A 19,019-nucleotide genomic window follows, 5' to 3' on the forward strand; every position below is an offset into this window, starting at 1 on the left:
CTGTTTTCAGGAGCCCTTCATGGATGACAACGACCCCGGCAAACCGCCCACCTTCTGGCAGATGCTTCACAGCATCCTCGCCGCCGCCTTCGGCGTGCAGAGCGGCAAGAACCGCGCGCGCGACTTCACCCATGGCAAGGCCAGTCACTTCATCGCACTGGGCACCTTGTTCACCCTGGTGTTCATCCTCGCACTGATCGGCCTGGTGCAATTGGCCATGCACCTGACCGCCCGCTAGAACGCAAGCCGCCCGCGGATATCCCTTCCGCGGGCGGTTCCGGTTTGCTCAAGGTCTGAAGATCGGCGCTATTGGTGGCTGACCCAATACACGGCGGCCACGACGACCAGGACGATCAGGCAGAGGATCGCCCAGGCGTCGACAGTGCTGTCAGCTTTGCGCAACTTGGTCGAGTTTCCCATTGCATTGCCTCTTGTAGTGGTTATGGGAATGCACTTCAACCAGCAGTTAAGCCCAGCAATGGCCTTCTCTCAAGCAAGGTCTTTCAATAGTCGACAGGCTTGGCCAAAAACGGATAACGAAAACCTTCCGGTCGCCCTTCTGCGCTGTAGCGCAGAAAATCCACCCCCATGTCGTCGCAGCTTTCAAGCAACTTGAGCCAGCGGCGGGCCTTGGCCTGGTCGAAGGACTGCAACACCGGCATCGTGTGCGCTTGCAGACCATCACGATTGATCGCCAGCCCCAAGGCATCGTCATGCAACATCACCATGGCCCAGCCGCCCAAAGTGAAATGCCCGCCCATCAGCACACTCAGACGCCCATCGATTCGCGCGCGCAGCGCTTCGGGAGAGCTGTTGATGGCGCCGAAGATCACATCACGCCCAGGCGTGCGTCCCTTCTCTTCAAATGCCTGCATGGCACCGAAAGCCATCTCGTCGTTGGCAGACCACACCAACTGCGTATCCGGATAGCGCTCTGCCAGCAACTGGGCCTGTTCATAGGCGCGCTTGCGACTCCAGCCGCCATAGACCACCTGGCGCAGGCGCACCTGGGGGAAGTCCGCCAGGGCTTGGCGCATGCCTTGCTCGCGCAATTGGGAGGCCGGGGTGGTCTTGACCCCGGCGAACGCCACCAGGTCCACCGGTCCCGGACCTGGCGGCAGCATGGCAACCATCTGCCGCAGCATCTGGTAGCCCGCCTGCTCGTCGTTGGCAGTCAGGGTGCCCAGCACCTGCGCATAGCGGTCCGGCTGAGCCTGAATGCCGCGCGCCTGGGTTTCGGTCAGGCCGTTGTTGACCAGGAACAACTTGACGCCAAGCCCCTGTGCCAGGCGGATGATTTCCGGGGCCAGGTATTGCTCGTTGACCAAGACCAGGTAGTCCGGGCGCTGGGGCCCGGTCAGCACCGCGCGGGCCTGGGCCAGCGCCAGGTCCGTGCGCCGCTCGCTGTATTCGATGCGCAAGTCCATGCCCAGCTCCTGCGCGGCCGCCTGCATGAAGCGCGAGTAGCCGACCCAGAAAGCCTCATGGGAAAAGCCCGGGTTGAGGAACACCACGGAGGCGGCCTGCGCGTTCGCTGCTGCCAGGAGCAAGCTCAGCGACAGGGCCTGGCACAAGGCCTTGAGCATTCGATGACATCCGTTGCGAAACAAACGCGCGAGTATAAACGGACGGGGCCTGAAGGCGGGCAAATGCCAGTGGATCTCACTTAGTCCTATTGGTTCTTTTCATATGCAAAAACATCACTTTAGCGCATAAACACAACCTGATATCGTGCTCCGGCTCCGAAGCGGAGTGCGCGGCCGTGCGCGCGAATAGCTGCCTGCAGCCTGAGACAGGACTTATATGTACGTATACGACGAGTACGACCAGCGGATCATCGAGGACCGCGTCAAGCAGTTCCGGGATCAGACCCGCCGCTACCTGGCCGGTGAGCTGAGCGAAGAAGAATTCCGCCCTCTGCGCCTGCAGAACGGCCTGTATATCCAACGTTTTGCGCCCATGCTGCGTGTCGCCGTGCCCTATGGCCAGCTGAACGCACGCCAAGTCCGCGTACTGGCGAAGATCGCCCGTGACTACGACAAGGGCTACGCCCACATCAGTACCCGCCAGAACGTCCAGTACAACTGGCCGGCACTCGAGGACATTCCGGACATCCTGGCAGAGCTGGCCACCGTGCAGATGCACGCGATCCAGACCAGCGGCAACTGCCTGCGCAACACCACCACCGACCAATTCGCCGGCGTCGCCGCCGATGAAGTGATCGACCCACGCCCGTGGTGCGAAATCGTCCGCCAGTGGACCACCTTCCATCCGGAATTCGCCTACCTGCCGCGCAAGTTCAAGATCGCCATCAACGGCTCGAAGGAAGACCGCGCCGCCATCGAAGTCCACGATATCGGCCTGGAGCCGGTGTACAACGAGGCCGGTGAGCTGGGCTTCCGTGTACTGGTCGGCGGCGGCCTGGGCCGTACTCCTGTGGTCGGCTCGTTCATCAATGAATTCCTGCCCTGGCAAGACCTGATCAGCTACCTGGACGCCATCCTGCGCGTGTACAACCGTTACGGCCGCCGTGACAACAAGTACAAGGCGCGGATCAAGATCCTGGTCAAGGCCCTGACCCCGGAAGTGTTCGCCGAGAAGGTCGAGGCCGAGATGGCCCACCTGCGTGGCGGCCCGACCACCCTGACCGAAGCCGAGTTGCAGCGCGTGTCGCGCCACTTCGTCGACCCGGCCTACCTGGCCCTGGACAACGTCGACTACGCCTCGCTGGACGAGCAATACCCAGGCTTCGCCCGCTGGCGCTCACGCAACACCCGCGCCCACAAGAAGCCCGGCTATGTCGCTGTCACCCTGTCACTCAAGCCCACCGGCGTTGCCCCGGGCGATATCAGCGACAAGCAGCTCGACGCCGTGGCCGACCTTGCCGAGCGTTACAGCTTCGGCTTCCTGCGCACCTCCCACGAGCAGAACATCATCCTGGCCGACGTCGAGCAGCGCCAACTGCACGCCCTCTGGCTGGAGCTGCGCGAACAGGGCTTCGCCACGCCGAACGTCGGCCTTTTGACCGACATCATCTGCTGCCCGGGCGGCGACTACTGCTCGCTGGCCAACGCCAAGTCGATCCCGATCGCCGAATCCATCCAGCGCCGCTTCGACGACCTGGACTACCTGTTCGACATCGGCGAGATCGACCTGAACATCTCCGGTTGCATGAACGCCTGTGGTCACCACCACGTTGGCCACATCGGCATCCTCGGTGTGGACAAGAAAGGCGAAGAGTTCTACCAGGTCTCCCTGGGTGGCAACGCCGCGCGCGATGCGAGCCTGGGCAAGATCCTCGGTCCCTCCTTCGCCCAGGACGAAATGGCCGATGTGATCGAGAAGCTGATCGACGTGTACGTGGAACAGCGTACCGAAGACGAGCGCTTCATCGACACCTACCAGCGTATTGGCATCGACCCCTTCAAGGAACGCGTCTATGCAGCGAATCATTAAAAACAACCAACTGGTCGACGAAACCTGGCACCTGCTGCCCAAAGGCACCTCGTTCGACGAGCTGACCAACTGCGACGACTACATCGTCCCGCTGCAAATGTGGCGTGACCACGCCCATGCCCTCAAGGCACGCGACGGCGGCCTGGGTGTATGGCTGGACAGCGACGAAGAAGCCGAAGAGATCGGCGAAGACGTGGATGCCTTCCAGGTCATCGCCTTGAACTTCCCGGCCTTCACCGACGGGCGCAACTACTCCAACGCGCGCCTGCTACGGGACCGCTACAAGTTCAAAGGCGAGCTGCGCGCCATTGGCGACGTGCTGCGCGACCAGCTGTTCTATATGGCCCGCTGCGGTTTCGACGCCTTCGCCATCCGCGCGGACAAGGACCCAGAAGACGCGCTGCAGAGCCTGAAGGACTTCTCGGTGACCTACCAGGGCGCCACCGACGAGCCGCTGCCGCTGTTCCGCCGCCGTTGATCGTCACAACCAGCACCGACCGGCCCGCCCTTTGGCGGGCCGTGTCGTTTTCGCCCATTGCCCCTGCCTCACGCACGCGCCACCGGCCATTGATGATTTGAAGTCAAATGACCTTGGTTCACCGGCGTCTTAATCAATCTTCGGTAAATCCGCACACTGGTCTCACTCGATCGATTCCGGGCCACACTATCTCTGGGTTCGATCCTTGCCACACTTACCAGGAGCAGATCAATGAGCATTCCCTCTTTCGGCCTCGGCACCTTCCGCCTCACCGGTCAAGCCGTCATCGACTCGGTCAAGTCCGCCCTCGAGCTGGGCTACCGCGTCATCGATACCGCGCAGATCTACGGCAACGAAGCCGACGTGGGCCAGGCGATCTTCGAGAGCGGCGTACCGCGTGACGAGCTGTTCATCACCACCAAGATCTGGGTCGACAACTATGCCGCCGACAAGCTGATCCCGAGCCTGCGCGAGAGCCTGGCGAAGCTGCGCACCGATCATGTCGACCTGCTGCTGATCCACTGGCCAGCCCCCGGCAACGGCGTCGAACTGCGCGAATACATGACCGCCCTGGCCGACGCCAAGAAGCAAGGCCTGACGCGTCAGATCGGCGTCTCCAACTTCAACATCGAACTGACCCGCCAGGCCATCGAGGTGGTCGGCAAGGGCGAGATCGCCACCAACCAGATCGAACTCAGCCCGTACCTGCAGAACACCAAGCTCGCAGCATTCCTCAAGGAGCAAGGCATCACCGTCACGTCCTACATGACCCTGGCCTACGGCAAGGTGCTCAAGGACCCTGTGCTGGCCGACATCGCCGCCAAGCACAAGGCGACCGTCGCACAAGTCGCGCTGGCCTGGGCGATGCAGCTGGGCTATGCGGTCATCCCCTCCTCCACCAAGCCCGAGAACCTGGCCAGCAACCTGCTTGCCCGAGACCTGCGCCTGGACGACGAGGACATGGCGCGCATCGCCAAGCTCGAGCGCAACGGACGCGAGGTCAGCCCTGACGGCCTGGCGCCGATCTGGGACTGAGCCACGGCAAACGTCTACCGATGCAAAAACAAAGGGCTGCTACGCAGCCCTTTCGTTCATCCCGCGCAAGAGTTTCTACTGAAGACGCGCCGAATAGGCCGTACGCAGGTCACCCGCCCAGCCATCGAGCACTGCCTTGACGTTGTGCGCGGTCAAGACCTGCTTGTCATTGTCCAGCGGTACACCCGTGCCCTTGCGCACCAGCTCGGCGACGACCGCGCCGGTTTCGCCGTCCTCGAAGGACACCTCGGTGGCGATCTCGCTGTCCTGGTCGCGTATCCCCGTCGCCGCACTCACGCCAGCGGCCACCAGCGTGACCGGCAGCCACTCATAGAAGCGCAGGCCTTGGGTGGAGGTGGCGATCCGGGTGATGGCAGGCCTGACGACCAGCGTGTCCGGGCCAGGCTTGGAGGCCAGGGGGACGACTTTTCCCAACTCCAGCCTCAGCGCCGCATCGTAGTAGCCGGTGACGTTGATCAAGGTGCTGCGGGGGATCCGCTCGGTCGACTCAGGCCGCGGATAGAACTGGCTCGGTTCCAGGTACACCTGTTTGTAGCGACCGGTCTTGAGCGCCGGGCTGACCCAGCTCGACACCTGCTGGCCCGAGGGTGATTGGTGCGGCGCCAACTGGCTGTAGTCCTTCAGAAACCCTGTGTACATCTTGGGGCTGACGGTCTTGCTGCTGCATGCCGACAAGCTCAGGGTGGCCGCCAGCACCAGCGGCAGCGAGCGATGCTTTTTCATCAATCAAAGGTCCTTGTTCTGCTCGATGGCCGGCGCCGCTCAGGCGTGGCCGTGGGTGTCCGGGGTGTTGTCCGAGCATTCGATGTGCAACTGGCCATGGGTCATGATCCACTGGATGAAATCGGCCGTGGGGATCGAGTGGACGTATTGCACCCAATGTCCGCTGTCCGGGCTGTAGCGCTCGAAATAGCGACGCAGGACGATGCGCTCTTGATCCTCGGCCACGCCCAGGCAGGACTGCTGGAACAGAATCGGTGCATCCTGCCCTGGCGCGGTGGTGCGTTGGGCCAGGATCAACGGGCGTGCAGCCGCGCCCTGATCGGTGGTGTACCTGTTGCTCAAATCCTTCATGCAAGCCCCCAAAAACGAAGGCGTGCAAAGTACCCAAGGCGTTTTGCCAGAGGATGTCCGCTTGATGTCAGGCCTGAAGGAATGTTGCTCGATTGAAATAAATGACCCAAGCAGCAGAATGGTTTTAGATACCGCCCTTTCTAGCCCTGGACCCTGTGAACGTGAGCCGATTGCTGATCGTCGACGACGACGTGGAAATCCTGACCCTGCTGAAGAAATTCTTCGTTCAGCACGCCTATGAGGTGGACGTCGCAGCCGACGGCGAGGCCATGTGGGCGGCGATTGCGGCGCAGCGGCCCGACACCGTGATCCTCGACCTGATGCTGCCCGGGGAAAACGGCCTGAGCCTGTGCCAGAAGGTCCATGCCCAGACCGGTATTCCGATCATCATGCTCACCGCCATGGCCGAGCTGAGCGATCGCATCGTGGGCCTGGAGCTCGGTGCGGACGACTACCTGACCAAACCCTTTGCACCGCGCGAGTTGCTCGCCCGGGTTCGCGCGCTGCAGCGACGCATCGGCCAGCCAAACCTCCCGGCAGGCGAACCGACACGGCCGGTCATCCACTTTGCAGGTTGGCACCTGGATATCACCTGCCGCGAATTGCGCTCCTCCGAGGGCGTGATGGTGCCCTTGTCCGGTGGCGAGTTCGACTTGCTGGTGGTGTTTCTCGAACACCCCCAGCGCATCCTCACCCGCGAGCAGTTGATCGACCTGGCCCACGGCCAGGGCCATGAGGCGTTCGACCGCAGCATCGACGTGCAGGTCAGCCGCCTGCGGCGCAAGATCGAGCCGGACAGCAAACGCCCCGAACTGATCCGCACGGTGCGCAACGGTGGCTACCTGTTCACGGCCAAGGTCACCCGCTCATGATCGAGCCACTGCTGCGTCGCGACACCCTCAGGCGCCGCATCGCCCTGACCATCGTCGCCGCGATGCTCGCCTCGCTGGCCCTCAACGCCCTGTTCGTCCAGGTCGCCGGCACCTGGGCGCGCCCGCCCATCGAACGCACCGGCCTGCTGGAGCAGATCGCCTCGACCACCCGGGTGATCGAAGCTGCGCCTGCGCCGCTGCGAGCGCAATTGGCAAGCGCCGCCAGCAACCCCATGCTGCGGGTGGCCTGGAATGCGCAGCGCGCCGACTTCCAGCTGCCCAGCGACGGCGCACGGCTCGATGCAGGCCAGGTGCCGGTGCTGCACCGATTGCTGGGCGATGGCCGGGAAATCGACATCTTCACCCCCGACGACTGGCCCGGCGATAGCCCTCAGGCCCGTTACGTGGCGCTGGTTCAGCTTCAGGACCGCAGCTGGCTGTCCTTCACCCCGCCCGAACGCAGCTGGGGCTTGCGCGCTAACGTGCGCATCGCCGTGATCATCGCCCTCGGCCTGGTGGCCACCCTGCTGGTGGCCTGGATCGCCACGCGCCAGCTGGCAGGTCCCTTGCAGCGCTTCGCCAGCGCGGCGCGGCGCTTCGGCGATGACCTGCGCGCCCCGCCCATCGAGGTGCAAGGCCCCGAGGAAATCCGCCAGGCGATCATCGCCTTCAATACCATGCAGGCGCAGATCCAGCATTTCGTCGCAGAACGCACCCACATGCTCGCCTCGATCTCCCACGACCTGCGCGCCCCGCTCACACGCATGCGCCTGCGCAGCGAGTTCATGGAAGACCTGGATCACCAGCGCAAGCTCATTCGCGATGTCGAGGAAATGCAGTCGATGATCAACGCCGCTTTGGCGTTCTTTCGCGAAGACACCCAGCGCGAGCCCAGCACCGCGTTCGATCTCTCCGAGCTTTTGCACACCATCGTCGACGACTACCGCGACCAGGACATCGCCGTCGACTTCACGGGCCCCGCCCACCTGGTGTACCTGGGGCGTCCGCTGGGCATCAAGCGGGTGGTCGTCAACCTGCTGGAAAACGCCCTCAAGTACGGACGAAACCCGGCCATTACCCTGACCCAGGACGATCAGGCGGTGCGCATCGATGTCAGCGACGAAGGGCCAGGGATTCCCGAGGCCGCGCTGGAGCAGGTGTTCGCCCCGTTCTTTCGCCTGGAGGCCTCGCGCAACCGTGACACCGGTGGCGTTGGCCTGGGGCTTTCGGCGGCGCGGGCGATCGTTCGCGAACAGGGCGGCGAGCTGACCCTGCGCAATCGCGACAGCGGCGGATTGCTGGCGCAGGTGGTGCTTCCCGTGCGCCGCTGAACTGCGTGCTGCTCAGCGCCTGCTCAAGGCCAGACGCGCGGCGAAGGCAACGAAGATCAGCCCGGTGGTGCGGTCCATCCATTGGATCACCGGGCCCCGGCGCAGCACCGTCGCCAGCGGCTGGGTCGCGGCGATCAGGGCGCTCGCCCAGAGCAGCCCCAGCACCACATGGATCCCGACCAGGCCGAAGGTCCAGGCCACCAGCGGCTCGCCTTGGGGGATGAACTGAGGCAAGAAGGACACATAGAAGATGCCGACCTTGGGGTTGAGCAGGTTGCCCATCATGCCCTTGAGAAACCAGTTGGCCACAGGCCTGGCCTGTTCGCCGGCAGCCGAAAAGGCCTGGCGCGGGCGCAACAGCATGTTCAGCCCCAGGTAAGCCAGGTAGGCCGCGCCGCAGTATTTCAGCAGGTTGTAGGCCAGCTCCGAGACCGCAATCAGGGCCCCGAGCCCGAATGCCACCGCAGCGCCCCACAGCAGGCAGCCTGCGTTGATGCCCAAGGCGGCGCGCATGGCTTGGGTGCGGCTCTCCACCGTGGCTGTACGCAAAATCAATGCGGTGTCCAGGCCCGGCGTGAGGGTCAGCACCGTGGCGGCGAAGGTGAAGGCGATCAGGTTGTCGACGACGGGCATGGGGCGAGGCCTGTGCAGGTGCAAGTGGGCACGTTAGCAGGCCAGTCAGCCCCCGCACAGCCCCGTCACAGGACGCGCTCGAACTTTTCCGCGCTGCGCTTGGCGCCGCCACTCCAGCGCATCGAGACGAAGCGGACGGCTTTGTTCCAGGCATAAGCCACAGCGATCCCGCCGACGATGGCCAGAACCACATCGAGCCCCGGCACATCGCCCAGACGGCGCGCGACGGACTGGAACTGATAGTGGGTCAGGTAGATGAACAGCGTCGAGGATGCGATCAAGGCAGCCCCACGGGCAATGAGGTCAGGCAGGGGAACGGCGCGCCACCAAATCATCGTCAGCACCGCCGGGATGGCCACATCGACGTATTGGCTGAAGTCCACCCCATGCGCCAGCACATCCACCACACGCTGCCCGCCCAGCACGAGCACCACCACCGCGCTGGCCAGCCATTTCTGCGGCGTGGTCCGGGCAAAATGAATCGCCATGCCCAGCACCAGGACCGCAAGGTAATGCTGGGGCACGCGGTTGTAGAGCGCACTTGCATCGAAGATATAGGCATCGATCAACAGGCCCGCCACGGCCGCCGCGCAGGCGCCGGCCAGCAGCACGCGAAACGGCGCCGCCATGATCAGCGCCCTGACCCGGGCGAACGACAGCACCACCGCCATGATCGCCAGCATCTGCACCAGCAGCTCGATGTACCAATACGAAAAACCTCCGGTGACCGCTGGCGGGTACCAGTTCGCGATCAGCAAGAAAGCCTGCCAGTGCACGTTGCCGAACACGACCTGGGTCAACAGCGTATAGAGCAGGGTCGGCACCACGATGACGGCGATCGAGCGAATCAGCGTGCGCACGCTGCCATAGTCGTCGATGGCCTTGAGTTGAAACCGCGCCAGGGCAAGCCCGGACACCGCGAACAACACCGACGTTTCGCCCACGATCGGCCAACCCGAGCCACCGTGAAAATGCCCGATGACGATCAGCAGGATCGACAGCACCCGCAACAGCACCGGGATCTCCACGGCGCGGATCATAGGCCTGGCCGCTGGCCGCGTGGCACTTAGCTGACACAGCTCATGGATCGGCTTGAGCTCCCATTGCGCCGGTAGCGGGCCGATAAGCGTCTCCAGCACCATCGAGGCCTGGACGAACGACAGTGAATCGCCGCCCAGTTCGACGAATGACAGGTTCGGGTCGATCTCAGGCGTCTGCAGGATTTCTGACCAGGCGCTGACCAGCTTTTGCGCCACCGGCGACAGCGCCTGGTTTGCCTGCACGGTGCTCGCCTCGATGTCGCCGCGCAGCGCCTGCAAGGCACGCTTGTCGACCTTGCCGTTCGGCGTGATCGGAATCGCCTGGAGCATCACGAACAACGCCGGCACCATGTAGTCCGGCAATTGGCTGGCAGCGTACTCGCGCAGCGCCTGGGAGGACGCTGCGTCGTTGGCAACGCAATAGGCCACCAGCTTGGTACTGGGGCCTTCGGTGTCGGCCAGCACCACGCATTGCCTGAGCTGCGGGTGCCGGGCCAACACCGCTTCGATCTCCGCCAGTTCGATCCGGTGCCCACGTATCTTGACCTGGCTGTCTCCACGGCCAAGGAACGTGACGCTGCCGTCGGCACCGTAACTGCCCAGGTCACCGGTGCGGTAGCACAGGTCGTCTTCGGCCTGGGTGAAGGGGTTGGGCACATAGCGTTGGCGGGTCTGGACCGTATCGCCCCAGTACCCCTGGGACAGATAGGGGCTGCGGATCAGGATCTCGCCAACCTGCCCTTGCCCGGCCAGTTGGTTAGCGTCATCCACGACCAGCAGCTGCGCGCCATCGATGCCTTTGCCCAGGGGGATCCTGCTGTGGTCGGCGCCCGGATCGATCCGGTGGTACGCCATGGCCTGGGGCGTTTCGGTGGTGCCGTAGAAGTTGACGCAGCAGGCGTTGGGGGCGATTTCGCGTATTTGCCCATACAGGGCGCTGCCCAGCGCTTCGCCGCCCCAGAACAGGTAGCGCAGCGCATCGAGCCTGATGCCGCCGAGCCTGGCGCCGGTCTCGATCAGCTTGCCCAGGGGCGGTGTGAGGTGAACCACCGAGACCGCCTGGGCCTGCAGCCAGGCCGCCAGTGCAGTCGGGTCGATCACTGTGGTCTGTGCAGGGATCGCAACCCTGGCACCGATGGACAGCGGCGTGAACACATCCCGGTACACCGGGTCATGGCCCAGCCCGGAGAGCAGCGAGAAGCAGTCTTCTTGGGAAAATCCATGCTGGCGAACATGCCAGCCGATGAAGTGCACCAATGGCGCGTGGGTCGTCACCACGCCCTTGGGCTCGCCAGTGCTGCCGGACGTAAAGGTGATATAGGCCGGTTGATCAGGATCGACCAACGGCAACTGCTGTTGGTGATGGGCAAAGCGCGCCAGGGCCTCAGCTGCCGGCTCCGGCACCCGTTCCACCCGAATGGACGCGTCATCGAGGTCAAGCTGCGCCGCCCCGGCCAACAAGACGAAGGCAGGTTGCAGCGTATGCAGGATCTGAGCGATACGCGCCTTCGGGTAGGCCGTGTCGGCCACCGTGAAGATCGCGCCCGCCCGCGAGGCACCGAGCATGGCGTAGACCAGCCCCGCGCACCGGCTCGAAACGATCACGACGCGATCGCCTTGATGCACCCCGCTTTCGATCAGCAACGCTGCAATACCCCGGCTGATCGCCTCAAGCTCAAGAAAAGTACAGATGCCATGCTCGGAAACAATGGCAGGCGCCTGCGGCGAGCGCTGAGCCTGCTGCAAAAAGTCCATGAAGATCGGCTGCCCAGCATCGTGGGCCAAGGGAAGACGCGGGTTCGGACGGACATCCTGCATTTGCTTGTCTACTCCGTAAGCCAAACGAGTGACGTCGTCCTGACAACGTTGATTCGTGGTCTGGGCATCAAAGAAAGCGATAAATGGCGCAGGCCCCGTTGCTTGAACGGTAGTGCACAGTGGCCATAGATGCCAACCAGAGGCTTGCAGGTCGTGCATTCGCTTTGGGCCGTGCCCTGTAAAGCTGTTAGCCTTGGCGGGCGAAGGTTGCAATGGACAGGCTATGACCAACCACAAGATCGAGATCCGTCGACGCAACGTCGAAAAGATCCTGCAGGCCGCCGAAAAGGTATTTGCCGAAAAAGGCTACGCCGGCACCTCCATGGGCGATATCGCCGAGCAAGCCGAACTGCCCCGCTCCAACCTGCACTACTACTTCAGCACCAAGGACGAGCTGTACCAGGCAGTGCTGCGCGATCTGCTGGAAGTGTGGAAGCAGGACGCCCTTTGCTTCGAGCGCTTCGAGGATCCGCGGGTGGTACTGACCAGCTACATTCGCGCAAAGATGGGTCATTCGCGCTCGCGGCCGCTGGGCTCGAAAGTCTGGGCCGAAGAGATCCTGCATGGCGCGCCCCTGCTCGGCGCCAGCCTGGACGACGACTTGGTGCCCTGGGCGCTGATGAAGGAAGCCAAGATCCGACGCTGGGTGGAGGAAAAACGTATCCTGCCGGTGGAGCCTTCGGCACTGCTGTACATGATCTGGGCCGCGACCCAGCACTACGCCGACTTCGGCTATCAGGTGACGCTGCTCAATGGCGGCGAGCCGCTGTCAGACCCGGCCTTCGAGCGGGCCGTGCAGACCGTGACCTGCGTGATCCTGCGCGGCATCGGCCTGGAGCCCTGATCCCATTGCTGCCCCTGGTGCCGATACGCGCCCCATCGCAGGCTGTCGCCAGCGCCCACAGATCTTGCTGTTTAACCGTGGGAACTGGCGACAGCCTGCGATGGGCTGCGCAGCAGCCCCAAGCTCACGTCCGGCCGGCCAGGGATCAACTGGCCTCGCGATAGGGATTGCGCGGATCCTGGGTCCAGTTGAGGTAGGGCTTGCCGGTGTCCTGCGCCACCATGTCGATGCAGCCCTCCACCGGGCAAGTGATCTGGCACAGGTTGCAGCCTACGCATTCCTTGTCGATCACGCTGTAGGCATGGGTGCCGTCGGCCTTGAGGGTGCTGGCGATGGCCTGGTGCGAGGTGTCCTCGCAGGCGATGTGGCAGCGACCGCAGCCGATGCAGGCCTGCTGGTCGATGTGGGCCACAACCTGGTAATTCATGTCCAGGTACTTCCAGTCGGTCGTGTGCCCCACCGCCAGACCGCGGAAGGCCTCCAGGCTGTGATGGCCGTGCTGGTCCATCCAACGCGACAGGCCATCTTTCATGTCCTCGACAATACGGAAACCGTGCAGCATCGCTGCCGTGCACACCTGCACCGCGCCACAGCCCAAGGCGACGAACTCCGCGGCGTCCCGCCAGTTGCCGATACCGCCGATGCCGCAGATCGGCAGGCCGCGCGTCTGCGGATCCCGCGCGATCTCGGCCACCATGTTCAACGCAATCGGCTTGACCGCCGAACCGCAGTAACCGCCATGGGTGCTCTGCTCGCCCACGATCGGATGCGCGACCATCCGATCAAGGTCGACACTGGTGATGGAGTTGATGGTGTTGATCAGCGACACCGCGTCCGCTCCGCCACGATGGGCGGCGCGGGCTGACTGGCGTATGTCGGTGATGTTGGGCGTGAGCTTGACGATCACCGGCAGCGAGCAATGGGTCTTGCACCAGCGGGTGACCATCTCCACGTACTCCGGCACTTGGCCGACCGCCGCACCCATGCCCCGTTCCGGCATGCCATGGGGGCAACCGAAGTTCAGCTCGATACCGTCGGCGCCCGTGGCCTCCACCAGCGGCAGGATGAATTTCCAGGACTCCTCCACGCAGGGCACCATCAGCGACACGATCAATGCGCGGTCAGGCCAGTCTTTCTTCACCTGAGTGATCTCGCGCAGGTTGATCTCCAGCGAGCGGTCGGTGATCAGCTCGATGTTGTTGATGCCCTGCACCTGGCGGTTGGGGCCGTAGTGCGCGGAGTAGCGCGACGACACGTTGACCGCCGCAGGGTCCTCGCCGAGGGTCTTCCATACCACCCCGCCCCAACCGGCCTCGAAGGCGCGCACCACGTTGTAGGCCTTGTCGGTGGGCGGCGCGGAGGCCAGCCAGAAAGGATTAGGCGCCTTGATGCCGGCGAAGACGATAGACAAGTCGGCCATTTACGCAGCCTCCACGTTGAGCATGAGTTCGGCATGGATGGCTTGGGCAGCCAGTTTGCCATGTTGCACGGCCTGGACAGTCAAGTCCTGGCCCAGCGCGGTGCAGTCGCCACCGGCATAGACGCCTGGCAGGCTGGTGCGCATCTGCGCATCGACGCGGATGCGCTCGCCGTCGCGCTCCAGCTGCGCCGCCAGCGGATCGGCCAGGCTTGCATCGTCGAAGCGTTGGCCAATGGCCTTGAAGATGGCGTCGGCGGCCAGTTCGAACGTCTCACCCGTGTCGGTCAGTCGCCCATCGACCAGCGCCGTGCGGGCAAAGCGCATGCCGCGCACCCGGCCGCAGTCATCGAGCAGCACCGCGTCGGGGCGGGCCCAGGTATGCAGGCGCACCTGGTTGGCCTTGGCGATGTCCTGCTCATGCCCGGTCGCGCCCATGTCGGCCTGGCCGCGGCGATACACCAGATTCACGTCCCGCGCGCCCAGGCGGCTCATCTGCACCGCCATGTCTATGGCGGTGTTGCCTGCACCGATGACCAGGCAGCGGTCGGCCACGGGCAGTTGCGTCAGATCGCTGGCCTGGCGCAACTCGCGGATGTATGCAGTAGCGCCAAGCACGCCTGGGGCCTCTTCATCCTGCAAGCCCAGTTGGCGCACGGCCCCAAGGCCCAGGCCGAGGAACACTGCATCGTACTGCCCACGCAGCTCCGTCAAGGTGAGGTTGGCTCCCAGCGCCTGGCCATGGCGGATTTCGATACCGCCGATACCGAGCAGGAACTCGACCTCGCGCTGGGCGTAGTCATCCACCAGCTTGTAGCGGGCGATGCCGTACTCATTGAGGCCACCGGCCTTCTCCCGCGCTTCGAAGATCACCACATCGTGGCCCTGCATGGCCAGGCGATGGGCGCAGGAAAGCCCGGCCGGCCCTGCGCCGACCACGGCAATGCGCTTGCCGGTAGCCGGTGAGCGCTGGAACGGATGCCCGGTGAAGCCTGCATTGTCCAGCGCGTAGCGCTGCAACTGGCCGATCAGCACTGGCGCGCACTCCTGGGCGTTGTTGCGTACGCAGGCCTGCTGGCAGAGGATCTCGGTCGGACAGACGCGGGCGCAGCTGCCACCGAGGATGTTGGCCGAAAGGATGCGCTCGGCAGCGCCCTGCAGGTTCTCGTCGGCAATGCGACGGATGAACGAGGGGATGTCGATCTCGCTGGGACAGGCATTGACGCAAGGCGCGTCGTAGCAGTAAAGGCAGCGTGCGCTTTCCACGGCAGCCTGGCGCGCCGTCAGCGCAGGTGCAAGATCGGTGAACGCCTCGGCCAGCTGCTCACGGCTGGCCCGGGGCTTGGGCAAGTGGTTCAGGGCATCGATCACGGTTGTAGCCTCTCTTTCTTATTGGCCGGGCGGCGGTCACCCGCCCGGCGTTCTCGGGATGGCAGTCAACGGCAGTTCGTGGTGTCTGAAGGGCTGCCAGCGCAGCCCTCAGGCTCAGCGGCTGACGGGCGTCGGCCGCTGCTGCTCGGCACGTCGGCCCAGCACTTCGTACACCGCTGGGTAGGCCGGACGCTCCACATAGCGCCCTGCCCCGGGCTCGGCGCGCAAATCGCCATCGGCCCAGCACACGCGGCCCTGGCTGATGGTGTGGCTGGGCACGCCACGGACCGTGCGCCCCTCGAAGATGTTGAAGTCCACTCGCTGGTGATGGGTCTGGGCGGAAATCGTGCGTGTGCCTTGGGGGTCCCAGAGCACCAGGTCGGCATCGGCCCCAACGCGAATGGCGCCCTTGCGCGGGAACAGGTTGAAGATCTTCGCGGTGTTGGTGGAAGTCAGCGCGACGAACTCGTGCATCGACAGGCGCCCGCTGTTCACGCCGGCGTCCCACAGCACCGCCATGCGGTCCTCGATGCCGGCGGTGCCATTGGGAATGCGGCTGAAGTCGTTGCGGCCCATGGCCTTCTGCTCGGCGCAGAAGCAGCAATGGTCTGTCGCGGTGGTATGCAGACTGCCCGATTGCAGCCCACGCCAAAGCGCTTGCTGATGTTCGCGCGGGCGGAACGGCGGGCTCATCACGTAGCCTGCGGCCGTGGCCCAGTCAGGGTCGCGGTAGACGCTGTCGTCGATCAGCAAATGGCCCGGTAGCACCTCGCCGTACACCGGCTGGCCCTTGGCCCGGGCGTAGGTGATCTCATCCAGGGCTTCGCGGCTGGAGACATGCACCAGGTACAGCGGTGTCCCGAGCGTCTCGGCGATGCGAATGGCGCGGCTGGCGGCTTCGCCCTCGACCTGGGAGGGACGCGACAGCGGATGCGCTTCTGGCCCGGTCAGGCCTTGGGCAAGCAACTTCTGCTGCAAGTGGAACACCAGCTCGCCGTTCTCGGCATGCACCGTGGGCACCGCCCCCAGTTGCAGGCAACGTTCGAAGCTGGCCACCAGGGTGTCGTCGGCCGCCATGATGGCGTTCTTGTAGGCCATGAAGTGCTTGAAGCTGTTCACCCCGTGGTGGGCGACCAGTTCGCCCATTTCTTCGGCCACCTGCTCGCTCCACCAGGTAATGGCGACATGAAAACCATAGTCGGCGGCGGATTTCTGCGCCCAGCCACGCCAGGTGTGGAAAGCCTCCAGCAGCGATTGCTGCGGGTTGGGGATGACGAAGTCGATGATCGACGTGGTGCCACCGGCAAGGCCTGCGGCCGTGCCGCTGAAGAAGTCCTCGCTGGCTACCGTGCCCATGAACGGCAACTGCATGTGAGTGTGGGGGTCGATGCCGCCTGGCATCAGGTATTGGCCGCTGCCGTCGAGAATCTCGCAGTCGGCCGGTGGGTCGAGGTTTTCCCCGATGGCGCGGATCAGGCCATCGGCGCACAGGACATCTGCGCGATAGTGTTCTTCATGCGTAACCACGGTGGCGCCACGGATCAACAGGGACATGCCGTTTTCCTCGCAGGCTGACCGGTCAAGGCCGGTTCTTGAAATTGTTATGTGGCCTAGGCCTGGAAAGGAACATGCAATCCTGTCAGACCTGACAAGATTGGAATCTAGTTGCTGATCCGGGTTTGGTCAAAAAATTAATTGGCAAAACCGTCAATCATTAACATCTTGTTTTTATTAGTTTTTTATAAAAAACAGGAAAAACAGCGGACCTCGAACCAGCTTGACTCACTTGACAAGAAGCGAAATTGGTCGAGATTTTCCATGCAAATTCAGCTGTTTGAAATCTGGTCCGTACAACACGAAAACAGCGGGCGCGGCAGGTGCCGCGCCCGCTGTTGTTGTCGAGAAATGCTTTGCAGCGCATTACCTTCGGTCGGCGGCGGCCATCCGGGAAGGTCCAGGGCCAACCCGGCACGTTTGTTGAGTGCGGCCCCAACCGCCTGGCCGGACCGAAGGTGCAGTACTGGTGGTGTGTGTACTCCGGCCATCGCATCAGCCCGATGAGCGAACAACTACAAGAAAAACCTGGAGAGCCCCATGCAACAGAGCAGATCGCAAGTGATCGAGCAGGACGGGCTGTTTGAGCTGTCCGCCGGCAGCGATGTCCTGGACAGCCCGCGCTACAACCACGACATCGCACCGACCAAGGTGCATCAACGGACCTGGAACAAATGGCACATCACCGCCCTGTGGGTGGGGATGTCCATCTGTGTACCCACCTACACACTCGGTGGCGTGCTCACCGCCTATTTCGGCCTGAGCGTCGGCGAGGCGTTGCTGGCGATCCTGCTGGCCAACCTGATCGTGTTGATTCCCTTGACGCTCAATGCCTTTCCCGGCACCCAGTACGGCATCCCCTTCCCCGTCCTGCTACGCGCCTCCTTCGGCATCCTGGGCTCCAACGTGCCCTGCCTGATTCGCGCGGTGGTCGCCTGCGGCTTGTTCGGTATCCAGACAATGTTCGGTGGCCTGGCCATTCACCTGTTCCTCGGGTCGCTGTTCGAGGGCTGGAAGTCGTTGGGCGGCACCGGCGAGGTGATCGGTTTCATGGTGTTCTGGTCGCTCAACTTGTGGGTGGTGCTGCGCGGTGCGGAGTCGATCAAATGGCTCGAAACCCTGTCGGCCCCACTGCTCGTGGCGGTGGGCTTCGGCCTGCTGATGTGGGCGCTGCCGCACATGTCGATGACCGAGTTACTGGCCCAGCCGCCCAAGCGTCCGGAAGGCGCCAGCGTGGTGGGCTACTTCTGCGCGGGTCTCACGGCCATGGTGGGGTTCTGGGCGACGCTGTCGCTGAACATCCCGGATTTCAGCCGTTACGCCAGGAGCCAGAAAGACCAGATCCTCGGGCAGATCTTCGGCTTGCCGCTGACCATGTTCCTGTTCGCCTCCCTGGGCGTGATCATGACGGCGGCCTCGGCGTCCCTGGTCGGTGAGACAGTGTCGGACCCTGTCAGCCTGATTGGTCACATCCAGAGCCCAGGCTGGGTGGCACTGGCCATGGCGCTGATCATCATCGCCACGCTGTCGACCAACACGGCGGCGAACATCGTCTCGCCCACCAACGACTTCCAGAACATCGCCCCACGGCTGATCGGCCGTAGCCGCGCCGTGTGGCTCACCGGTTTCATCGGCCTGGCCCTGATGGCTCACGAGCTGTTGAAAAAGCTTGGCTGGATCGTCTCGGACCTGAGCCTTGAGAGTGTCTATTCCAATTGGTTGCTGGGCTACTCCAGCCTGCTCGGGCCGATTGCCGGAATCATGGTGGTGGACTACTTCCTGGTCCGCCGGCAACGCCTGGACCTGGCTGGTCTGTACCGTGACGACGTTTACCCCGCCTGGAACTGGGCGGGCTTCGCCGCCTTCGCCCTGCCCGTGGCGCTGACGATCATGGCCATCGGCAACGACCGCTTCAGCTGGTTCTACGACTACGGCTGGTTCACAGGCTCGGTGCTCGGCGGCACGCTCTATTACGCCCTGGGCAGCGTGGCGCTGCGCAAACCCAGCCGACTGGTCAAACCAATACCGTGACGCAAGACCTGCGCCCAACCGGATAACAACAGCCTGAGGAGATA

The 19,019-nt window shown here is 63.7% G+C and carries 16 protein-coding genes; 8 read left to right on the top strand and 8 right to left on the bottom strand.

The window, feature by feature from the left end; translation table 11 throughout:
• Positions 1-19: 19 nt before the first annotated feature.
• Complete coding sequence (locus J5X93_RS15630; RefSeq protein ID WP_043206924.1) at positions 20-238, top strand: DUF2970 domain-containing protein; 219 nt, start codon at positions 20-22, stop codon at positions 236-238.
• 265 nt (positions 239-503) lie between these two features.
• On the opposite strand, the gene J5X93_RS15635 is transcribed toward J5X93_RS15630, so the two are convergent.
• Positions 504-1,586 carry an ABC transporter substrate-binding protein gene (locus tag J5X93_RS15635; protein WP_182942963.1) on the bottom strand — a complete coding sequence of 361 codons (1,083 nt, stop codon included), beginning with the start codon at positions 1,584-1,586 and terminating at the stop codon, positions 504-506.
• A gap of 217 nt (positions 1,587-1,803) precedes the next feature.
• On the opposite strand from J5X93_RS15635, the gene J5X93_RS15640 reads away from it, so the two are divergent.
• From J5X93_RS15640 to dkgB, 3 genes are all read left to right on the top strand, one after another.
• A complete protein-coding gene (locus J5X93_RS15640) occupies positions 1,804-3,456 on the top strand; it encodes a nitrite/sulfite reductase (RefSeq protein ID WP_043206929.1) in 1,653 nt (550 codons plus the stop codon).
• On the top strand, positions 3,440-3,934 hold the full coding sequence (locus J5X93_RS15645) for a DUF934 domain-containing protein (RefSeq protein WP_070571600.1): 495 nt from the start codon (positions 3,440-3,442) through the stop codon (positions 3,932-3,934). Before J5X93_RS15640 ends, J5X93_RS15645 begins: the two co-directional genes overlap by 17 nt.
• Positions 3,935-4,165: 231 nt before the next feature.
• The gene (gene dkgB / locus J5X93_RS15650) at positions 4,166-4,969 is read left to right on the top strand and encodes a 2,5-didehydrogluconate reductase DkgB (protein WP_043206934.1); all 804 of its coding nucleotides are present in this window, start codon (positions 4,166-4,168) and stop codon (positions 4,967-4,969) included.
• A gap of 75 nt (positions 4,970-5,044) precedes the next feature.
• Here the strand turns inward: dkgB and J5X93_RS15655 are convergent, their stop codons facing one another.
• A complete protein-coding gene (locus J5X93_RS15655; protein WP_182942961.1) occupies positions 5,045-5,713 on the bottom strand; it encodes a DUF3313 domain-containing protein in 669 nt (222 codons plus the stop codon).
• A 39-nt stretch (positions 5,714-5,752) separates the two neighbouring features.
• Complete coding sequence (locus J5X93_RS15660) at positions 5,753-6,064, bottom strand: hypothetical protein (protein WP_182942960.1); 312 nt, start codon at positions 6,062-6,064, stop codon at positions 5,753-5,755.
• Between the two features lie 161 nt (positions 6,065-6,225).
• On the opposite strand from J5X93_RS15660, the gene J5X93_RS15665 reads away from it, so the two are divergent.
• Together J5X93_RS15665 and J5X93_RS15670 are read left to right on the top strand one after the other, a co-directional pair.
• Positions 6,226-6,936, top strand: coding sequence for a response regulator (locus tag J5X93_RS15665; RefSeq protein WP_502942704.1), 711 nt, complete (start codon positions 6,226-6,228; stop codon positions 6,934-6,936).
• Complete coding sequence (locus J5X93_RS15670) at positions 6,933-8,267, top strand: ATP-binding protein (protein ID WP_090344811.1); 1,335 nt, start codon at positions 6,933-6,935, stop codon at positions 8,265-8,267. The genes J5X93_RS15665 and J5X93_RS15670 overlap by 4 nt, the downstream gene beginning before the upstream one ends.
• A gap of 12 nt (positions 8,268-8,279) precedes the next feature.
• Here the strand turns inward: J5X93_RS15670 and J5X93_RS15675 are convergent, their stop codons facing one another.
• Together J5X93_RS15675 and J5X93_RS15680 are read right to left on the bottom strand one after the other, a co-directional pair.
• Entirely contained in the window at positions 8,280-8,900 is a 621-nt protein-coding gene (locus J5X93_RS15675; RefSeq protein WP_182815346.1) for a LysE family translocator, read from the bottom strand.
• Between the two features lie 65 nt (positions 8,901-8,965).
• Positions 8,966-11,758, bottom strand: coding sequence for an amino acid adenylation domain-containing protein (locus tag J5X93_RS15680; RefSeq protein ID WP_250033733.1), 2,793 nt, complete (start codon positions 11,756-11,758; stop codon positions 8,966-8,968).
• Between the two features lie 223 nt (positions 11,759-11,981).
• Between J5X93_RS15680 and J5X93_RS15685 the strand changes: the two genes are divergently transcribed.
• Entirely contained in the window at positions 11,982-12,602 is a 621-nt protein-coding gene (locus J5X93_RS15685) for a TetR/AcrR family transcriptional regulator (protein WP_043206947.1), read from the top strand.
• A 145-nt stretch (positions 12,603-12,747) separates the two neighbouring features.
• Here the strand turns inward: J5X93_RS15685 and preA are convergent, their stop codons facing one another.
• The 3 genes from preA to hydA form a co-directional block, all read right to left on the bottom strand.
• Entirely contained in the window at positions 12,748-14,022 is a 1,275-nt protein-coding gene (preA, locus tag J5X93_RS15690) for an NAD-dependent dihydropyrimidine dehydrogenase subunit PreA (RefSeq protein WP_043206949.1), read from the bottom strand.
• A complete protein-coding gene (locus J5X93_RS15695) occupies positions 14,023-15,390 on the bottom strand; it encodes an NAD(P)-dependent oxidoreductase (RefSeq protein WP_043206950.1) in 1,368 nt (455 codons plus the stop codon). It lies immediately after the preceding gene.
• A gap of 114 nt (positions 15,391-15,504) precedes the next feature.
• Positions 15,505-16,944, bottom strand: coding sequence for a dihydropyrimidinase (hydA, locus tag J5X93_RS15700; protein WP_043206953.1), 1,440 nt, complete (start codon positions 16,942-16,944; stop codon positions 15,505-15,507).
• A 540-nt stretch (positions 16,945-17,484) separates the two neighbouring features.
• Between hydA and J5X93_RS15705 the strand changes: the two genes are divergently transcribed.
• A complete protein-coding gene (locus tag J5X93_RS15705; RefSeq protein ID WP_250033735.1) occupies positions 17,485-18,975 on the top strand; it encodes an NCS1 family nucleobase:cation symporter-1 in 1,491 nt (496 codons plus the stop codon).
• The last annotated feature ends 44 nt before the right edge of the window (positions 18,976-19,019 follow it).

The organism is Pseudomonas sp. BYT-1 (genome assembly GCF_023611805.1).
Lineage (GTDB): Bacteria > Pseudomonadota > Gammaproteobacteria > Pseudomonadales > Pseudomonadaceae > Aquipseudomonas > Aquipseudomonas guariconensis.